Raw genomic sequence first — 18130 nt, 5'->3', positions numbered from 1 at the left:
CCTTTTTAATTGCAGCGCCAACTAGTTGTTTGTGCGCCAGGTAATCTCTTCGACGCCGTCTTCACTGATACGCATCCAGCGATCAGCCTGTTCATCACTTTCCTCCTCTTCCCAGCTCCCCGGTGCGCAACGGACTTCGACCTTAAGTGCGGCAAATGCCGCTTGTGCGCAGCTCAGGTCATCTTGCCAAGGCGTAGCATCACTTTCGAGGAACAGGCTGTTCCACTTGCCGACGGCTTTGGGTAGCCATGTGACCGGTACATCACCGGCACGGCATTTGTAAGTCTGGCCTTTTTGTTGCCACGGCGTGCAAGGACCGAGCGCGGTGCTCAACCATTCAGCGATCGCATTGTGGTCGGCATCTTTGAGGTAAATCTCGATATCCGGTTGGCGCATGGCAATTAATCCTTGTCGAGCATGGTGTATGTGCGGGCCTGCGGAATGCCGGTGCCCTTTAAGTTCGCACTATCCAATCGTAACGAATGGCGACCGTTACTTCTAATGGTTCTGCGATGACCGCTGCACGCCGTTCAGCACTGGCGCGCCAGCCGTGTGGAGTCATGGCCAGCAAGTCCGCGCGGGCCTGTTCGCTTTCAACCTTGAGCGAAAAGCTCAGGGTTTCACTGTGAGCCAGTTGCATGCCATCAGGAATCAGTTCCAGATGCTTTTGGTCGTCGTAATCGCGGACTTCATCATAAAGCTTCTGGCGCAACTCTATCAGGTGACTGCGGGTCGGGCCCATGCGCAACAATCCACCATTGGTGGCGAGCACGCGTTTGGCTTCTTGCCAGTCCAGCGGGCTGAATACGCTGGCCAAAAGCTCGCAATTCGCATCTGCTAGCGGCAGTCGGGCCATGCTGGCAACAACCCATTCCACCGCGGGCGCTCGCTTGCAGGCACGTTTAACCGCTTCACGCGAGATGTCCAATGCGTAGCCTTGTGCCTTGGGCAGCATGCCGGCGATTTGCTCGGTGTAATAGCCTTCGCCACAACCGATGTCCAGCCAGCGGGCAGGCGCATAACCTGCTGCAAGCTGGGCCAAACGTTGGGCCAATGGTGCGTAATGACCGCCATCGAGAAACCTGCGCCGCGCCTCGACCATCGCCTGATTATCACCGGGATCACGACTGTTCTTGTGTTGCACCGCAAGCAGGTTCAAATAACCCTGACGTGCGCGGTCGAAGCGGTGATTGGCAGGGCAAGCCACGGTTTTATCGACCTGACTGAGCGCGCCCTGACAGATTGGGCAGATAAGCCCCAAACGCTTGCCTTCAGGGCTTGGCGAGTGTGATGCAAATTCGGTCATGTCAGCAGGTTGACCATGGTTTGATAGTAAATTTCGGTCAGCACATCGAGGTCGCTAGCCAGTACGCGTTCGTTGACCTGATGAATCGTCGCGTTGACCGGGCCAAGCTCAACAACCTGCGCACCCATGGTGGCGATAAAGCGCCCATCAGAGGTGCCGCCGCTGGTGCTGGGTTTGGTTTCCCGGCCGGTGACGCTACGGATGCTATCGGCGACGGCATCCAGCAACACGCCGGGCTCGGTAAGAAACGGCAAGCCGGACAATGCCCACTCAAGGTGGTAGTCGAGGCCGTGTTTGTCGAGGATGTCGATAACCCGTTGCTGCAACCCTTCAACTGTCGACTCGGTCGAGAAGCGGAAGTTGAAGATGCTGGTCAACTCGCCCGGCACCACATTGGTCGCGCCAGTGCCAGAGTTGAGATTGGAGATTTGGAAGCTGGTCGGCGGGAAGAAATCGTTGCCGTCATCCCAATGGGTGTCAGCCAATTCAGCCAGTGCCGGAGCCGCCAGATGGATTGGGTTCTTGGCCAGGTGCGGGTAGGCTACGTGGCCCTGCACACCGCGCACGGTCAGGGTGCAACCGAGTGAACCACGACGACCGTTTTTGACTACGTCACCGACCAGACTGGTGCTCGATGGCTCGCCAACGATGCACCAGTCCATGCGCTCGCCGCGTTTAGACAGCAGCTCAACCACCGCTTTAGTGCCGTGATGAGCTGGGCCTTCTTCATCACTGGTAATCAGAAAAGCAATGGCGCCTTTGTGCTTTGGATGGTCAGTGACAAAGCGTTCAACTGCAACAATCATCGAGGCGAGGCTGCCTTTCATGTCGGCAGCGCCACGACCGCAGAGCATGCCCTGTTCGTCGATCAGAGCATCGAAGGGCTTATGCTGCCAAGCTTGAACCGGGCCGGTTGGCACTACATCGGTGTGGCCAGCAAAGCACAGCACTGGTCCGGTGGCGTGACCATGGAACGCCCAGAAGTTATCAACCTCCTCAATACGCATCGGCTCTACCTTGAAACCAAGGTCGCTCAGACGGCGAGTCATTAGTTCTTGGCAGCCTTCGTCGACCGGGGTGACGGAGGGGCGGCTAATCAGATCGCAGGCGAGTGCGAGAGTTGGGGAGAGGGCAGTCATTGCGGCTCCTGAGCGGCATCGAGCAGAAAGGCCGCCATCTTAAAGCAAAACTACGGCCATTGGCCGCCGTCAGGCTGTAAATCTGGGCATTAGCTGCACAGATAGCAGTGGAGGCTTAGCTCACGACCTCCGCGTCGATTTCCGCTTCTGATTCCACCGGCTTTGGCAGCGACGACAGCATCGCCATAATTACCGCCGCCAAGTAGGGCAGCGATTGCACAAGCAGCGTTGCCACCCAGAACTTCACATCAGCACTCGGCAAGCCTTGGGCGATGGTTATACCGACCACGGCGCCCCACAACAGCAGCATGATGAACACTTCTTCGCGTGCCTCGGCAAGCGCTACCAAGAAGCCGTGGCTGCTGCGCATTTTCGGTGTGCGGAAGAACGGGATCGTGGTGGTAAACAAACCGTACAGCACTGCCTTGGCGATGGTGTGTGACAAGGCCAGTCCAGCAACCGCCGCACAGAATGCATCCTTGAGGTTAACTCCGACTGCACGCTGATACAGGAATACGATCTTGCCCAGCTTGAACACGAACAAGGCCAATGGCGGGATCGCAAATATCAGCAGCGGCGGATCGACACGCTGCGGCACGATAATCATTGCCGCTGACCACAACAATGCGCCCACGGTGAAGAAGATATTCAAGCCGTCTGCGACCCAGGGCAACCAACCGGCAATAAAGTGATAGCGTTGGCCGCGCTTGAGGCTTGAGTCTTTACCGAGGAACAAGCTGCGGGCATGACCCTTCATGATCTGGATGGCGCCATAAGCCCAGCGGAAGCGCTGCTTCTTGTAATCGATAAAGGTGTCGGGCATCAGACCTTTGCCGAAACTGTCGTGGGCATAGGCTGCGCTGTAGCCTTTCTTGAATACGCGCAGGCCCAGTTCGGCATCTTCACAGATGGTCCAGTCAGCCCACTTCAATTCATCCATCACCGTACGGCGGATCATGGTCATGGTGCCGTGCTGGATAATTGCGTTGCGGTCGTTACGGGTCACCATGCCGATGTGGAAGAAGCCTTTGTACTCGGCGTAGCACAGTTTCTTGAAAGTGCTGGTATTGCCGTCGCGATAGTCCTGTGGCGATTGCACCACCGCGATTTGCGGGTCGGCAAAATGCGGCACCATGTGCTTGAGCCAGTTGGGATCGACGCAGTAGTCGGAGTCAATTACCGCGATGACCTCAACATCCGGCGCTGTGAAGGGCAGGATGTAATTGAGCGCGCCGCCCTTGAAGCCAGCGATTGGTGCCTTGTGGAAGAAGCGGAAGCGCGGCCCGAGTTGCTCGCAATAGGCTTGCACCGGTTCCCACACCGCCGGGTCTTTGGTGTTGTTGTCGATGATGATGACTTCGTAATCCGGGTAGTCCAGATTTGCCAGCGCATCCAGAGTCTGCTTAACCATTTCTGGTGGCTCGTTGTAACACGGCACATGGATCGATACTTTTGGGCGGTACTCCGAATCGCCCATCACTGGCTGGAAGGGTCTGCGTCGGGCACGAACCCAGGCGGCTTCGGCCAGTTCATGGGCTTCAGTGAGCAATACGATAAATACGCCGATGGCACCAATGCCGAGCAAGATGCCAACGGTGAGGCTGAACCAGGTGCTGTATTGCTGGCTGTAGTCATAACCGATCCACACCAGCGCCGAGCCACCAGCAAAGGCGACAAAGGTCAGGAAGGTACGGCCACGTTGACGCAGCGAACTGCCGTCAATCAACAGCAACGCCAGCGAAAGCAGGGCCATGACCACCGAACCGATAGCCAGCAAGCGCCATTGCGGAATGGCCACGACTGGACCTGTGAAGTTGAATTTTGGCTGGCGCTCGAGGTTGTAAACCCCCCAGTAGGCGCCTACCGAACCTTCATCGCTGATTTTCCAGGTCTGATCGAAGGCTTCAATCACGAAGTAGTTGTAGCCTTTGGCGTTGAGCGTATTGACCAATGTGCGCAGATAAATCGCCTGGTCTGCTTGGGAGGCATCGGCGCCTCCACGCATACGCCCGTTGCTTGGCCAGCCAACTTCCGAGAGCAGTAGCGGCTTTTTCGGGAAGAGTTTCTTTAGATCGCGGGCGCGATCAAGGACGAACTGAGTCGAGTCCTCCATTGGGATAAATTCCCAATAAGGCAGAACGTGTGCCGCGATGAGGTCAACGTGCTGGGCCAGTTCTGGGGATTCTTCCCAAATGTGCCACTGTTCTGAGGTCGATACTGGAACTTTGACCCCGGCGCGGACGCGGTCCAGGTATCCGATCAGCTTTTCGGTAGTGATTTCGCGGCGGAACAATGCCTCGTTACCCACCAGTACACGGACCACGCTGCGCGATGTATTGGCCAGCTCAATGGCTTTGGCAATTTCACGCTCATTGCGTTCTTCATCGTTACTGATCCAGACACCTAATGTCACACGCAGGCCGAATTCCTCAGCCAGGCGTGGAATGTGCGCCAGCGCTTCGTCAACCGAGTAGGTTCGGATGTTATCGGTTTGCTTGGCGAGCATTTCCAGGTCTTGGGTAATCTCTTTATCGCTTGGATAAATATTGTTCTGCGGGGTTTGCCCCTCACGGAATGGCGAAAATGAGTAACCGGCAATCCGGTCAGGCCAGTCGGGTGCGCTAACCGGCAAGTTGTAGAGCGCCCAAAAGCCCGAGAACAAGGCGGCAATTGCCAAGACAACGACCAGGTTGATTCCAAAAATTCTTGATGACATATCTGTTTCGGGTTCCGCTGCGTGGAGCGAGGGGGAGCCGGTGAGCACCGGATGGCGCGCATGCTACTCCGCCGTCGATAAGCTGTATAGCGCCTGACACATCCTTTTGCCACGCGCACGAACGTCATTCGACTTAGAGTGGGAAATGGTTATAGAAGTTCGAGGTGTAATGCATTTATAGCCACTCTTGCACGCTATTGAAGTGTTTTGCGGGGTTTGTAGCGTGGTGACTATTTGCGTCGAGCGGCCTTAAGTTTGCTGGGTACTCAGCAAAGGCTTGGGAGTTGCTGGCTAGCTTCTTATAATGCGCGATTGAAGGTTTTGTGGTGTTGGGGTTAGGCATGCAGATTGATGAACAACGCTTTTCAGGTATCGCCCGTTTGTACGGTCGCGAGGGCACTGAGCGTTTGTGTGCCGCGCACGTAGCGGTGGTGGGAATTGGCGGCGTTGGCTCTTGGGCTGCTGAGGCATTGGTACGCTCGGGCGTCGGTGAGGTTTCGCTGTTTGACCTTGATGATGTGTGCATCACCAACACCAACCGGCAGATCCACGCCTTGAGTGGTGCTGTCGGCAAAGCCAAGGTTGAGGTGATGGCCGAGAGGCTGCGGGCGATTAACCCCGCCTGCAAGGTGCACGCGGTGGCTGACTTTGTGACCCGTGAAACCATGGCCGAGTACATCACCGAAGACATGGATGCGGTGATTGATTGCATTGACAGTGTCAACGCCAAGGCGGCGCTGATCTCATGGTGCAAGCGGCGCAAGATCCAGATTGTCACCACGGGTGGGGCTGGCGGGCAGATTGATCCGACGCAAATCCGCGTGGGTGACCTGAATAAGACCTTTAATGACCCGCTGGCGTCGAAAGTGCGTTCGACTCTGCGCCGCGATTATGGCTTCTCACGCACCATGGGCCGTAACTACAGCGTACCGTGTGTGTTTTCCACTGAGCAACTGCGCTATCCATTGCCTGATGGCACCACATGCCAGAGCAAGAGCTTTGTCGGTGAAGGCGTAGCGTTGGACTGCGCAGGCGGTTTCGGCGCAGCCATGATGGTGACATCGACTTTCGCCATGGTTGCGGTAAGCAAGATTATCGAGAAGTTGATTGAGGGCGCCCGTCGCCCGTCTGAGCGGGTTAAGCCTCAGTAGTCAGCTCACGCATACGCTGTAACACCGCATTCAAGCCGTTGCTGCGTGACGGCGACAGTTGCCGCGATAAACCCAATTGGTTGAACCAGTCGCTCAAGTCCAGCTGTGCCAGCGCAGCACTGTCGAGCCCGTTGACTCGCACCAGAAGCAATGCGAGCAAGCCGCGAATCAGCCGCGCCTCGCTTGCCGCGTAAAACTGCCAGCGCTGCTCCGTGTGTTCAGCCGCAAGCCAGACTTTGCTTTCGCAGCCATGCACAAGGTTTTGTTCAGTGTGTTGTGCTTCGCTCAGTGGTGCGAGCTTTTCGCCCCACTGCATCAGTAAGCGAGCGCGTTGCTCCCAGCTTCCGGCTTGCTGGAATGTATCAAGTGCTTGCTTGGCGCTTGGTGGCAGTACTGGCTGCGCGGGGCTCATCTGAGAATATCCAAGGCGTTATCCAGTGCGCTGAAGAAGCGCTCAAGGTCGCTACCATTGTTGTACAGGCCGAGGGAGACGCGAATCGCGCCGCCAAGGCCGAGCTGGTTCATCAATGGCATCGCACAGTGTTGCCCGGCGCGTACGGCAATTCCTTGCTCCGTCAGCAGTTGGGCAAGGTCTGCATTATGGACATCTGCGACGACAAAGCTGGCCAGTGCGATGTTCGGCTCGCCGAGCACGCTGATGCCATCGCGGGCGGCAAGTCCCTGCATTAACTGCTGATGCAGCGCCTGCTCAAAGGTTGCTATTGCTTGTTGATCAAGCTGATCGAGATAGCTGAGTGCGGCGCCCAGCGCAATCACGCTGCTGATCGGTGGCGTACCTGCCTCAAAGCCAAGTGGTGCCGGGCGGAACATGGCTGAGTGGTAATCTGCGGTTTGCACCATCTCGCCGCCCAACTGCCAGTGCTTCAGCTGCGCCAATGCCTCGGTTTTGCCGTAGAGCACGCCAACGGCGTCAGGTCCGTAGAGTTTGTGGCTGGAAAATACGTAAAAGTCGCAGTCGAGTTGCTGCATATCATGGCGGCCATGCACAGCACCTTGGGCGCCATCAATCACAGTCAATGCGTCATGGGCTTTGGCCAGCGCTAACAGTTCAGCCACCGGCTGCCAGCAACCGATCACGTTAGACATTTGACTGACGGCTAACAGGCGAGTGCGCGGGCCAATCAGCTCTGCGGCGCGTTCCAAGTCAATGCGCCCATCTGCGCGTAACGGCAACACCACAAGCTTCAATTTCTGACGCAAGGCCAGCTGTTGCCACGGCAATAGATTGGCGTGGTGTTCCAGTTCGCTGATCACCAGTTCATCACCGGCTTGGAACAGGTGCTCCAAGCCATACGCCAGCAGGTTAAAGGCCGATGTTGCGCCGTGGGTAAAGATTATTTGTGCGCTGGATTGCGCGTTCAACCATTTGCCTACGTGCTCGCGGCTGGCTTCGAAGGCACGGGTGGCGCGCTCGCCGGGCAGGTGCTGGGCGCGGTGTACATTCGCGCTGCCAGTGGCGTAATAGGCGAGCAAGGCATCAAGCACCGCTTGCGGCTTTTGCGCGGTGGCAGCACTGTCGAGATAGGTTTGACCCTCAGCTTCAAGGGCCAGAATGCCGGGGAAATCTGCGCGCCAAGGTGAGGGCAGGGACATAACGGGTTCCGAGACGGTGAGCGGATAAACCAAAGGGTAGGGTGGATGGCGCTTTATTCATCCACCAATAGCAACTGTGTTAGTGAGCTATTTGCCCACCTTTAAAGAGTTTTGATGATTGAGCCATGGAGGACAAGCTTCGAGTTGTCTTCCCTGCGGATTGCTTGAGCAGCAGCGGGCAAGCTGCGCATTGTTCAGTCTCTCAGTCATTAACAAACTAACCGAAGCCCACGAGTGGTAGGCCCCGATTAGGCAGACACGCGCTTAGTTGTGCGCGTGCAGTGCTTCGTTCAACTCGATGGCAGACTTGTGCGTCTTGCACTCAACTGCGCCAGTGATCGAGTTGCGGCGGAACAGCAAGTCAGGCTGACCAGCCAGTTCACGAGCTTTAACCACTTTGACCTGATTGCCTTGCTCGTCGAGCAAGTTGACCTTGGTTCCGGCGGTTACATACAGGCCCGACTCAACGGTGTTGCGGTCGCCCAGTGGAATACCGATACCGGCGTTCGCACCGATCAGGCAGCCTTCACCCACGGAAATAACGATGTTGCCGCCGCCAGACAGTGTGCCCATGGTTGAGCAGCCGCCGCCAAGGTCAGAGCCTTTGCCGACGAATACGCCAGCGGAAACACGGCCTTCGATCATGCCCGGGCCTGCGGTGCCAGCGTTGAAGTTAACGAAGCCTTCGTGCATTACGGTGGTGCCTTCGCCGATGAATGCGCCCAGGCGAATGCGCGAGCTGTCAGCGATACGCACGCCAGCGGGCACAACGTAGTCAGTCATTTTCGGGAATTTGTCGACCGAGAACACTTCCAGCAGCTCTCCGCGCAAGCGTGCTTCGAGCTGACGTTCAGCCAATTCACTGAGGTCGATAGCGCCCTGGCTGGTCCATGCCACATTCGGCAGCAGCGGGAAAATACCGCTGAGGTTCAAGCCATGCGGCTGTACCAGACGGTGCGAAAGCAGGTGCAGCTTGAGGTAGGCTTCCGGGGTGCTGGTTGGCGCGGCGTCTTCAGCGAGGAAGGTCGCAACCAGTGGCTTGTGGCTTTCGGCCAGACGAGTCAGCAGAGCTGCTTGAGCAGCGTCAACGCCCTTGAGCATTTCGGCGAGGTCGCTGGCTTGCTGGGTGGTGAACTGGATGGCTTGATTGCCGCCGTCATAACCGAGCTTTTCTGCCGCTTTGCTAACCAGCTCAGCCGAAGGGTTGAGCAATGGTTGGGCGTAGAACACTTCCAGCCAGTTGCTTTGACGGTTTTGCGTACCTACGCCGAAGGCCAGGCTGTAGAGAGTGTTGTTCATGTTGAGTTCCTTGCAGCAAATTCAATATTTAAGAGATGCGTTAGGCCAGCTCGGCTGCATAACGGTCAGGTTTGAAACCCACCAGGGTTCTGTCGCCCAGATCAAGGACTGGGCGTTTAATCATCGACGGTTGGGCCAGCATCAACTCGATGGCCTTATTCTGGTCGAGGTCGCTTTTCTGCGCCTCATCCAGTTTGCGGAAGGTGGTACCAGCACGGTTGAGTACGATCTCCCAGCCATGTTCGTTGCACCACTTTTCCAGGTTGCCGCGGTCAATGCCCACGGCTTTGTAATCATGAAATTGGTAGCTTACAGCGTGCTCGTCGAGCCAGGTACGAGCCTTTTTCATGGTGTCACAAGCTTTGATGCCAAATAGGGTGTTGCTCATTCAGTCAACCTCTTAAAGCCGTGCAGGCGATTGTTCGCCTTAGTCATTCTTTACAAACTGACGAATCCGCTCTGCCGCTTCAACGCATTCAGCCAGCGGCGCGACCAACGCCATGCGCACGCGCCCAGCACCTGGGTTATGACCATTAACGCTACGTGACAGGTATGAGCCGGGCACAACAGTTACGTGCTCTTGGGCATACAGGTCGCGGCTGAACTGCTCGTCATCAACTGGGGTTTTCGCCCATAGGTAGAAGCCGCCGTCCGGGCGCTGCACATCGAGTACGCCATCGAGAATCGCCAGCACTGCATCAAACTTCTCGCGGTACAGGTCACGGTTGGCGAGTACGTGGTCTTCATCGGTCCATGCCGCAATGCTTGCCAGCTGCGTTTGCACCGGCATCGCACAGCCATGGTAGGTACGGTACAGCAGGAAAGATTTCAGTATGTCGGCATCGCCAGCCACAAACCCAGAGCGCAATCCCGGCAGGTTAGAGCGTTTCGACAGGCTGTGAAATACCATGCAGCGTTTAAAATCGTTGCGACCCAATTCAGCGCAAGCAGTAAGCAGCCCGGCTGGTGGGTTGGCTTCATCGAAGTAGAGTTCGCTGTAGCACTCGTCTGAGGCAATCACGAAGTCAAACTTGTCAGCCAGCGTGATCAGTTGTTTAAGGGTGTCCAGTGGAATCAACGCGCCAGTCGGGTTGCCGGGTGAGCACAGAAACAGAATCTGACAGCGTTGCCAGACGTCATCACTGACGGCAGCAAAATCAGGATTGAAACCATGCTGCTCTAGGCAAGGCAGGTAGTGCGGCTCTGCGCCAGCGAGCAGTGCCGCGCCTTCATAGATTTGATAAAACGGATTCGGACTGATCACATAGCCAGGCTGTTCGCCGGTTTGCGCACGTTTGACCACCGTTTGGGTGAAGGCAAACAACGCCTCACGCGTACCGTTCACCGGCAACACGTTGCGGGCAGGGTCGAGCGCACCGACTGGCAGGTTAAAGCGCTTGCTGGCCCAATTGGCGATGGCCTCGCGCAGTGCGGCAATGCCCAAGGTGGTCGGATAGACAGCCAGTTGCTCAAGGTTATCGCTCAGCGCTTTGGCGACGAAATCAGGCGAGCGATGCTTGGGTTCGCCAATGGACAGGGCGATAGCCTTTTTCTCTGCGTTCGGCGTCACGCTGCCAAGCAAGGCGCGGAGTTTCTCGAACGGGTAGGGCTGCAACTGGTTTAACGCGTCATTCATGGTTTATTCCTGGCAACGTCTTAGCCGCTGGGCATATCAGCCTGGCGGCGGCTGTCGGGTTCAAATGGTAATTTTGCTCGGCTCACTGCCCACGGTACTGGCGTCGCTTAGCTGCGAGACAATGGTTTCCTGTAAGCGCATACAAAGCTCTGGATCTGAAAGTTGCTGGTTGTTGGCGTCGGTCACGAAGAATACGTCTTCTACGCGCTCGCCCAACGTCGCGATTTTCGCGTTCTGGATAGACAAGTCGAAATCAAGAAAGATACGTCCAATTCGGGCCAGCAGTCCGGGGCGATCAGGCGCGGTCAGCTCAATTACTGTAAACGGGCGCTGGGCGTCATTGTGAATGGTCACCCGTGGTGCGAAGTCAAAGTGCTTGAGCTGGCGCGGTACGCGACGTTGAATGATATTCGGGTAGTCATCCGGGTTGATCAACGCATCAATCAGGCCTTGGCGAATTTGCGTGATACGCGCCGGGTTATCGCCAATTGAGCTGCCGTCACCTTCGAGCACAATGTAGGTGTCGAGGGTGAACTGGCTGGTCGAAGTGAGGATTCGGGCGTCATGAATGTTCAGGTTTAACTGAGCCATTGCCGCCACCGTCACGGCGAAGAAATCATGTTGGTCCTGTGCATAAATGAACAGTTGGGTGCCGCCCTCGAAGTCGCGCTGAGTGGTTTCCTTGATCAATACCAGCGGATTGCCATCGTTCGGATGCTGGATGATCGCCTCGGTATGCCAGGCCACATCGCTGGCCGTATGGCGCAGGAAGTAATCATCACCGAGGTGCGACCAGAGTTGCTCGGCCTCGTCAGGATCAGTACCGCTGCGGACCAAGGTATCCAGCGCCGCTGTCTGCGTGAGCCGTATCTGCTCTTCACGTTCAAGGCGGTTTTCCAGGCCACGATTCAGTGCGCGTTTGGTTTCGGTGTAGAGCTGGCGCAGCAGGCTGGCACGCCATGAATTCCACAGCGTCGGATTAGTCGCGTTGATATCGGCAACGGTTAGCACATAAAGGTAATCAAGGTGCGTTTGATCGCCAACGAGCATGGCAAAGTCATGGATGATTTGCGGGTCAGACAGGTCTTTGCGTTGTGCGGTGGTCGACATGGTCAGATGATGTTGCACCAGCCAGACAATCAACTTGGTATCCCAGTCGGGCAGCTGATGGCGCACGCAAAACGCCTCAGCGTCCACCGCGCCGAGCTCCGAGTGATCACCACCACGGCCCTTGCCAATGTCGTGATACAGGCCGGCCAGGTAAATCAGCTCTGGCTTGGGCAGTTTATCCATGAGCTTGCTGGCCAGTGGAAACTTCTCGGCCATCTCGACCCATTTGAATTTGCGCAGGTGCTTAATCAAATTCAGGGTGTGTGCATCGACCGTGAAGATATGAAACAGGTCGTGCTGCATCTGCCCGACGATATGGCCAAACTCAGGTAAATAGCGCCCCAGAATGCCGTAGCGGTTCATCCGGCGTAGGTTGCGGTGGATGCCCGAGGGGCTTTTGAATAGCTCGATAAACAGGCTGGTATTGCGAATGTCATTGCGAAACTCATCGTCGATCAAGTGCCGGTGATCGCGCAGCAAACGAATACTGTCAGCACAGACGCCCTTTATATGTGGGTGTTGAGCCATAAGCACGAACACTTCGAGAATCGCGAACGGGGTGCGCTTGAAGACATTCGGATGGGTCACCTCGATGTAGCCATCGCGTAGCTGGAAGCGGCTATTCAGGCCGGTGGCGGTGCCGCGTTCACCTGCACGCAATATCTGTTCTTCGAAGTGCTGTTTGATCAGGTCGCTGAGTTCAGCAATGCCCATCACCACGCGGTAGTACTTCTGCATGAAGTGCTCGATGCCACGCTTGCTCTCGTTAGTCTCGAAGCCCAGCAATTCGGCGATCTGCGCTTGATGATCGAACAGCAAGCGGTCTTCGGCGCGGCCTGCGAGCATATGCAGGGCATAGCGCACCTTCCACAAAAAATCCTGGCTGGCGGCGAGCATGGTGTACTCGGTTTTCAGCAGGAAGTCCTGTTCAATCATCGATTGCAGGTTAAGCGTGCCGAAATGTCGGCGCGCGACCCAGAGAATGGTCTGGATATCACGCAGACCACCCGGTGAGCCTTTGACGTTGGGCTCGAGGTTGTATTCGGTGTCGTTATATTTGGCGTGACGGGCGCGCTGTTCTTTGCGTTTGGCCAGAAAGAATTCCTGGCTTGGCCACATTTGTTCGGTACTGGTCACCGCCTGCATGCGCTGACGAAGACGCTCTGGGCCAGCGATGGTTCGGCTTTCCATCAAGTTTGTGATGACGGTCAGGTCGGCCCGGGCCTCTTCGGCACATTCATTGACCGAGCGTACGCTTTGGCCTACTTCCAGGCCAATATCCCAAAGCAGTAGAAGAAATTGCTCAATCGGTTCGCGAAAGGTTTCGTGATCGGCATTGTCGAGCAATATCAGCAGGTCGATATCGGAAAATGGATGCAGCTCGCCACGGCCGTAGCCGCCAACGGCGAGCAAGGCGATGTCAGCATCTTCCGACCAGTCGAGGCGCAGCCAGGCTTCACGCAGGATTTGGTCAACAAACCAAGCACGATCCTCAATCAAACGGCGAACTTCACGGCCTTCGTAAAAGCGGGCATTAAGTACGTCATTGGCGCGCTTAATGGCTTTTTTGAAGGCAGCGATCGGGCTGGACTTTAAGGCCAGTTCCGCTTGGAACTGCCCGCGGTCGAACAGCTGAGGATCTACCTGAGGCATGCAACGGCCTTCCTTATGTAGCGCGACAAGAGACTCAATCAGAATTGATTGCCGGTGGAGCAGTCTGCGCGTATCAAGCTGATACGCGTGGAATTGTATCGTCGCTGCGCAGGGTGAAGATTTCGTAGCCGTTGGCAGTCACCAGAATTGTGTGCTCCCACTGTGCGGAAAGCTTGCGATCCTTGGTGATGGCAGTCCAGCCATCGCCGAGCAGCCGAGTTTCGGCGCGGCCTTGGTTAATCATGGGCTCAATGGTGAAAGTCATGCCTTCCTTGAGCTCCATGCCAGTACCGGCGCGGCCATAATGCAGCACCTGTGGCTCTTCGTGAAATACAGCACCAATGCCGTGGCCGCAGTATTCGCGAACCACAGAAAAACCGTTTTTCTCGGCGTGCTTCTGAATCACTTCACCTATATCGCCCAGGCGGGCACCGGGCTTGACCAGTTCGATGCCTTTATACATGCACTCTTGGGTGATTTTGGCCAAGCGTTCAGCCCACTCTGGCACTTTGCCAACCATGAACATCTTGCTGGTGTCACCGTGGTAACCGTCTTTGATCACGGTGACGTCGATGTTCAGTACGTCGCCTTCTTTCAGCGGCTTCTCGTTAGGAATGCCGTGGCAGACTACGTGGTTGATAGAGGTGCAGATCGACTTTGGAAAACCCTTGTAGTTAAGCGGGGCAGGGATAGCCTGCTGCACGTTAACAATATAGTCGTGGCAGATGCGGTCGAGTTCCTCGGTGGTCACACCGGGTTTGACATGTTCGCCGATCATTTCCAGCACGTCAGCGGCCAAGCGGCCAGCGATGCGCATTTTTTCGATTTCCTCGGGCGACTTGATGGTGACGGTCATATAGGGTCTCGGGCATGCAGAAAAGTGGCATATGGTAACAGCTTAGAGGTGCATTCTATAAGGGCAAAGGTAACTGCTCTGAAGTTTTGCTGTAATCGATGTGTAGCTTGTAGGTAGTTATTGTGGTATAAAACGCGCCGCTTTCATGGGCAGACTGTCCAAAAGCCTAAACCCACACACGTATCGACACGATTTCCTGGGTGCCGTTTGTTCTGCAAATGGTTGGAGATTGGGATGCGTGGAGGCCTAACCCGACTTATTAAGGAACGACCATGTCCCAAGTCAATATGCGCGATATGCTGAAGGCCGGTGTGCACTTCGGCCACCAGACCCGTTACTGGAACCCGAAAATGGGTAAGTACATCTTCGGTTCGCGTAACAAGATTCACATCATCAACCTTGAAAAAACCTTGCCAATGTTCAACGACGCACTGTCGTTCGTTGAGAAGCTGGCTTCCGGTAAAAACAAGATTCTGTTCGTTGGCACCAAGCGCTCTGCTGGCAAGATCGTTCGTGAAGAAGCAGCTCGCTGCAACTCTCCGTTCGTCGATCACCGCTGGTTGGGCGGCATGCTGACTAACTACAAAACCATCCGTGCTTCGATCAAGCGTCTGCGTGATCTTGAAGTTCAGGCGCAAGACGGCACTTTCACCAAGCTGACCAAGAAAGAAGCCCTGATGCGCACTCGTGATCTGGAAAAACTGGATCGCAGCCTGGGTGGTATCAAGGACATGGGCGGTCTGCCAGACGCTCTGTTCGTTATCGACGTTGATCACGAGCGCATTGCTATCACCGAAGCCAACAAGCTGGGCATCCCAGTAATTGGCGTTGTTGATACCAACAGCAGCCCGGAAGGTGTTGATTACATCATCCCAGGTAACGACGACGCCATCCGTGCCATCCAGTTGTACATGGGTGCTATGGCTGACGCAGTTGTACGTGGTCGTAGCAACGCTAACGGTGGCACCGACGAATTCGTCGCTGAAGCCCCGGCTGCTGAAGCCGCTCAAGGCTAAGCAGTAAGCGTTACTCGCTGCGCAAAAAGGGGGCTTAGCCCCCTTTTTGTCACTTATAGAATTCATCGCCCGCCTGGCGGGTGAGATGGTTGAAGACCTACCTAAGAGGATTTCGAACATGGCAGAGATTACTGCAGCCCTAGTTAAAGAACTGCGTGAGCGTACTGGTCAAGGCATGATGGACTGTAAAAAAGCCCTGACTGCAGCTGGTGGCGACATCGAAAAAGCAATCGACGATATGCGTGCTGCTGGTGCCATCAAGGCTGCCAAGAAAGCCGGTAACATCGCTGCTGAAGGTGCTATCGCAATCAAATTGGCTGGCGATAACAAGCGCGCGCTGATCATCGAAGTCAACTCCCAGACTGACTTCCTGGCTCTGCAAGACGATTTCAAAAACTTCGTCAGCAGCAGCATCGACAAAGCCTTCGCTGAGAACATGACTGACGCAGCTCCGCTGGTTGCGGCCATGGAATCTGATCGTGAAGCCTTGGTTGCTAAAGTTGGTGAGAACGTAAACATTCGTCGCCTGTCGAGTGTTGAGGCTGACGTTGTTGGTTCTTACCTGCACGGCCACCGTATCGGTGTTCTGGTTGCTCTGAAAGGCGGCGATGTTGAGCTGGCTAAAGAAGTTGCCATGCACGTAGCGGCGAGCAACCCTCAGTTCCTGAGCTCGGCTGAAGTCTCTGAAGAAGCAGTTGCCAAGGAAAAAGAAATCTTCCTGGCGCTGAACGAAGAGAAGATCAAAGGCAAGCCTGCTGAAATCGTTGAGAAGATGGTTGCTGGTCGTATCAGCAAGTTCTTGGCTGAAGCGAGCCTGGTTGAGCAAGCTTTCGTTAAAGACGACAGCATCAAGGTTGGCGATCTGGTGAAGAAAGCTGGCGCTGAAATCGTTTCGTTCACTCGTTACGAAGTGGGTGAAGGTATCGATAAAGGCGAAACTGACTTCGCTGCTGAAGTTGCTGCACAGCTGGCTTCCAGCAAGCAGTAAGACGGTCTAAAAACTGTCGTCCCAAAGAGGCTGCCCGCTTATGCGTGCGGCCTTTTTGTCAAACTAGGGTAGCAAATTAGGATGCCCCTGAAAGCAAGGGCCCAAGCGGTACAGGTTAAAAGCTGCTTACGCTGCGGGTCAGCTCTTGTAAACTGCAAGGCTGATGCGCCTTTCGACCTGGCTATTTGGTGTTCAAGACGTTTTCAAAGGTTTGCCTTGGCCGGTTGCGAAAAATATTTTCCGGCTTTTGTGATTTAAAAGCCCCGACTGTTGCCGAAGTACTCGATAATTGCGGGCTGTATTATCCGCATAGAATTTTAACGCCGCAGGAGAGAATTGTATGGCTCAGCAGGTGAGTGGTCGTCAACCGCGTTATAAGCGCATTCTGCTCAAACTAAGCGGCGAAGCCCTGATGGGGTCGGAAGAGTTTGGTATCGATCCCAAGGTGCTTGATCGCATGGCCCTGGAAGTGGGGCAATTGGTAGGCATCGGTTTGCAAGTTGGTCTGGTGATCGGTGGCGGTAACCTGTTTCGCGGTGCGGCATTGAGCGCAGCCGGAATGGACCGAGTGACTGGCGATCACATGGGCATGCTCGCCACCGTGATGAACGCCTTGGCCATGCGCGACGCGCTGGAGCGTTCGAATATCCCGGCAATCGTGATGTCTGCGATTTCCATGGTCGGTGTGACTGATCACTATGACCGTCGTAAGGCCATGCGCCATCTGAAGACTGGTGAAGTGGTGATTTTCGCTGCCGGCACCGGTAACCCTTTCTTTACCACTGACTCTGCTGCGTGCCTGCGCGCAATCGAGATCGATGCGGACGTGGTATTGAAGGCGACTAAAGTCGATGGCGTATACACTGCGGATCCATTTAAAGATCCGCACGCAGAGAAATTTGAGCGCCTTACCTATGATGAGGTGCTGGATCGCAAACTTGGGGTGATGGATCTGACTGCCATCTGCCTGTGCCGCGACCATAATATGCCGCTGCGAGTCTTCAATATGAATAAGCCAGGCGCCCTGTTGAACGTTGTTGTCGGTGGCGCTGAAGGTACCCTGATCGAGGAAGGTGAAGAATGATTAACGAGATTAAGAAAGATACCCAGTCACGCATGGCCAAGAGCCTAGAGTCGCTGAATGTCGCTTTTGCCAAAATTCGTACTGGCCGTGCACACCCAAGCATCCTCGACAGTGTAATGGTGTCCTACTACGGTACCGATACGCCGTTGCGCCAAGTCGCCAACGTGGTCACTGAAGATTCGCGCACCTTGGCGCTGTCTGTATTTGACAAGGGCATGATTCAGGCTGTTGAAAAAGCCATCATGACCTCTGATCTCGGCCTCAATCCAGCGACGGCCGGTACCACCATTCGGGTGCCAATGCCTGCGCTGACCGAAGAAACGCGCAAGGGCTACACCAAGCAGGCGCGTGCCGAAGCTGAAAACGCCCGTGTTGCGGTGCGCAACATCCGTCGTGATGCCTTGGCGCAACTTAAAGACTTGGAAAAAGAAAAAGAAATCAGCGAGGACGACGAGCGTCGCGCCGCTGATGAAATCCAGAAGCTAACCGACAAGTATGTTGCTGAAGTCGATAAGGCACTGGAAAACAAGGAAGCGGATCTGATGGCCGTCTGACGGTCAGG

16 protein-coding genes are annotated in these 18130 nt (G+C 55.6%); 5 read left to right on the top strand and 11 right to left on the bottom strand.

Annotated features, from left to right (window positions below; translation table 11 throughout):
• Positions 1-21 precede the first annotated feature (21 nt).
• The 4 genes from ACN0UH_RS00455 to ACN0UH_RS00440 all read right to left on the bottom strand — a co-directional run bounded on the left by ACN0UH_RS00455 (position 22) and on the right by ACN0UH_RS00440 (position 5161).
• Positions 22-396 carry a hypothetical protein gene (locus ACN0UH_RS00455; RefSeq protein ID WP_417660205.1) on the bottom strand — a complete coding sequence of 125 codons (375 nt, stop codon included), beginning with the start codon at positions 394-396 and terminating at the stop codon, positions 22-24.
• Between the two features lie 58 nt (positions 397-454).
• A complete protein-coding gene (locus tag ACN0UH_RS00450; RefSeq protein WP_417660204.1) occupies positions 455-1306 on the bottom strand; it encodes a putative RNA methyltransferase in 852 nt (283 codons plus the stop codon).
• Positions 1303-2445 carry a succinyl-diaminopimelate desuccinylase gene (gene dapE, locus ACN0UH_RS00445; protein WP_417660203.1) on the bottom strand — a complete coding sequence of 381 codons (1143 nt, stop codon included), beginning with the start codon at positions 2443-2445 and terminating at the stop codon, positions 1303-1305. Before dapE ends, ACN0UH_RS00450 begins: the two co-directional genes overlap by 4 nt.
• Positions 2446-2560: 115 nt before the next feature.
• A complete protein-coding gene (locus tag ACN0UH_RS00440) occupies positions 2561-5161 on the bottom strand; it encodes a glycosyltransferase (RefSeq protein WP_417660202.1) in 2601 nt (866 codons plus the stop codon).
• A gap of 341 nt (positions 5162-5502) precedes the next feature.
• Here ACN0UH_RS00440 and tcdA point away from each other — a divergent pair, with 341 nt between their 5' ends.
• Positions 5503-6312 carry a tRNA cyclic N6-threonylcarbamoyladenosine(37) synthase TcdA gene (gene tcdA / locus ACN0UH_RS00435; protein ID WP_417660201.1) on the top strand — a complete coding sequence of 270 codons (810 nt, stop codon included), beginning with the start codon at positions 5503-5505 and terminating at the stop codon, positions 6310-6312.
• Here tcdA and ACN0UH_RS00430 read toward each other — a convergent pair.
• The 7 genes from ACN0UH_RS00430 to map all read right to left on the bottom strand — a co-directional run bounded on the left by ACN0UH_RS00430 (position 6299) and on the right by map (position 14480).
• Positions 6299-6724: a SufE family protein gene (locus tag ACN0UH_RS00430; protein ID WP_417660200.1), complete on the bottom strand. Its 426-nt coding sequence runs from the start codon at positions 6722-6724 to the stop codon at positions 6299-6301. The two genes, tcdA and ACN0UH_RS00430, sit on opposite strands and share 14 nt — an antisense overlap.
• Complete coding sequence (locus ACN0UH_RS00425) at positions 6721-7926, bottom strand: aminotransferase class V-fold PLP-dependent enzyme (protein ID WP_417660199.1); 1206 nt, start codon at positions 7924-7926, stop codon at positions 6721-6723. Before ACN0UH_RS00425 ends, ACN0UH_RS00430 begins: the two co-directional genes overlap by 4 nt.
• Positions 7927-8190: 264 nt before the next feature.
• On the bottom strand, positions 8191-9225 hold the full coding sequence (dapD, locus tag ACN0UH_RS00420) for a 2,3,4,5-tetrahydropyridine-2,6-dicarboxylate N-succinyltransferase (RefSeq protein ID WP_417660198.1): 1035 nt from the start codon (positions 9223-9225) through the stop codon (positions 8191-8193).
• 40 nt (positions 9226-9265) lie between these two features.
• Positions 9266-9613 (bottom strand): ArsC family reductase, encoded by a 348-nt coding sequence (locus tag ACN0UH_RS00415; RefSeq protein ID WP_417660197.1) that lies wholly within the window; start codon positions 9611-9613, stop codon positions 9266-9268.
• A gap of 39 nt (positions 9614-9652) precedes the next feature.
• On the bottom strand, positions 9653-10861 hold the full coding sequence (gene dapC / locus ACN0UH_RS00410; protein WP_417660196.1) for a succinyldiaminopimelate transaminase: 1209 nt from the start codon (positions 10859-10861) through the stop codon (positions 9653-9655).
• Between the two features lie 60 nt (positions 10862-10921).
• On the bottom strand, positions 10922-13624 hold the full coding sequence (locus ACN0UH_RS00405; protein ID WP_417660195.1) for a [protein-PII] uridylyltransferase: 2703 nt from the start codon (positions 13622-13624) through the stop codon (positions 10922-10924).
• 73 nt (positions 13625-13697) lie between these two features.
• Positions 13698-14480: a type I methionyl aminopeptidase gene (map, locus tag ACN0UH_RS00400; RefSeq protein ID WP_417660194.1), complete on the bottom strand. Its 783-nt coding sequence runs from the start codon at positions 14478-14480 to the stop codon at positions 13698-13700.
• A gap of 272 nt (positions 14481-14752) precedes the next feature.
• On the opposite strand from map, the gene rpsB reads away from it, so the two are divergent.
• From rpsB to frr, 4 genes are all read left to right on the top strand, one after another.
• The gene (gene rpsB, locus ACN0UH_RS00395; protein WP_087517759.1) at positions 14753-15496 is read left to right on the top strand and encodes a 30S ribosomal protein S2; all 744 of its coding nucleotides are present in this window, start codon (positions 14753-14755) and stop codon (positions 15494-15496) included.
• Between the two features lie 118 nt (positions 15497-15614).
• The gene (gene tsf / locus ACN0UH_RS00390) at positions 15615-16484 is read left to right on the top strand and encodes a translation elongation factor Ts (protein WP_417660193.1); all 870 of its coding nucleotides are present in this window, start codon (positions 15615-15617) and stop codon (positions 16482-16484) included.
• Positions 16485-16824: 340 nt separating this feature from the next.
• The gene (gene pyrH, locus ACN0UH_RS00385) at positions 16825-17568 is read left to right on the top strand and encodes a UMP kinase (protein ID WP_087517757.1); all 744 of its coding nucleotides are present in this window, start codon (positions 16825-16827) and stop codon (positions 17566-17568) included.
• A complete protein-coding gene (gene frr, locus ACN0UH_RS00380; RefSeq protein ID WP_417660192.1) occupies positions 17565-18122 on the top strand; it encodes a ribosome recycling factor in 558 nt (185 codons plus the stop codon). Before pyrH ends, frr begins: the two co-directional genes overlap by 4 nt.
• The last annotated feature ends 8 nt before the right edge of the window (positions 18123-18130 follow it).

The organism is Pseudomonas sp. (assembly GCF_048265905.1).
Taxonomy (GTDB): domain Bacteria; phylum Pseudomonadota; class Gammaproteobacteria; order Pseudomonadales; family Pseudomonadaceae; genus Aquipseudomonas.
Note: the sequence above shows the minus strand (reverse complement) of the source record. Positions and strands in the feature narration are given on the sequence as shown.

Excerpts from the sequence above, each read along its gene's own strand:
- ACN0UH_RS00455 (WP_417660205.1), bottom strand. The coding sequence starts at position 396 with ATGCGCCAACCGGATATCGAGATTTACCTCAAAGATGCCGACCACAAT.
- ACN0UH_RS00450 (WP_417660204.1), bottom strand. The coding sequence starts at position 1,306 with ATGACCGAATTTGCATCACACTCGCCAAGCCCTGAAGGCAAGCGTTTG.
- dapE (WP_417660203.1), bottom strand. The coding sequence starts at position 2,445 with ATGACTGCCCTCTCCCCAACTCTCGCACTCGCCTGCGATCTGATTAGC.
- ACN0UH_RS00440 (WP_417660202.1), bottom strand. The coding sequence starts at position 5,161 with ATGTCATCAAGAATTTTTGGAATCAACCTGGTCGTTGTCTTGGCAATT.
- tcdA (WP_417660201.1), top strand. The coding sequence starts at position 5,503 with ATGCAGATTGATGAACAACGCTTTTCAGGTATCGCCCGTTTGTACGGT.
- ACN0UH_RS00430 (WP_417660200.1), bottom strand. The coding sequence starts at position 6,724 with ATGAGCCCCGCGCAGCCAGTACTGCCACCAAGCGCCAAGCAAGCACTT.
- ACN0UH_RS00425 (WP_417660199.1), bottom strand. The coding sequence starts at position 7,926 with ATGTCCCTGCCCTCACCTTGGCGCGCAGATTTCCCCGGCATTCTGGCC.
- dapD (WP_417660198.1), bottom strand. The coding sequence starts at position 9,225 with ATGAACAACACTCTCTACAGCCTGGCCTTCGGCGTAGGTACGCAAAAC.
- ACN0UH_RS00415 (WP_417660197.1), bottom strand. The coding sequence starts at position 9,613 with ATGAGCAACACCCTATTTGGCATCAAAGCTTGTGACACCATGAAAAAG.
- dapC (WP_417660196.1), bottom strand. The coding sequence starts at position 10,861 with ATGAATGACGCGTTAAACCAGTTGCAGCCCTACCCGTTCGAGAAACTC.
- ACN0UH_RS00405 (WP_417660195.1), bottom strand. The coding sequence starts at position 13,624 with ATGCCTCAGGTAGATCCTCAGCTGTTCGACCGCGGGCAGTTCCAAGCG.
- map (WP_417660194.1), bottom strand. The coding sequence starts at position 14,480 with ATGACCGTCACCATCAAGTCGCCCGAGGAAATCGAAAAAATGCGCATC.
- rpsB (WP_087517759.1), top strand. The coding sequence starts at position 14,753 with ATGTCCCAAGTCAATATGCGCGATATGCTGAAGGCCGGTGTGCACTTC.
- tsf (WP_417660193.1), top strand. The coding sequence starts at position 15,615 with ATGGCAGAGATTACTGCAGCCCTAGTTAAAGAACTGCGTGAGCGTACT.
- pyrH (WP_087517757.1), top strand. The coding sequence starts at position 16,825 with ATGGCTCAGCAGGTGAGTGGTCGTCAACCGCGTTATAAGCGCATTCTG.
- frr (WP_417660192.1), top strand. The coding sequence starts at position 17,565 with ATGATTAACGAGATTAAGAAAGATACCCAGTCACGCATGGCCAAGAGC.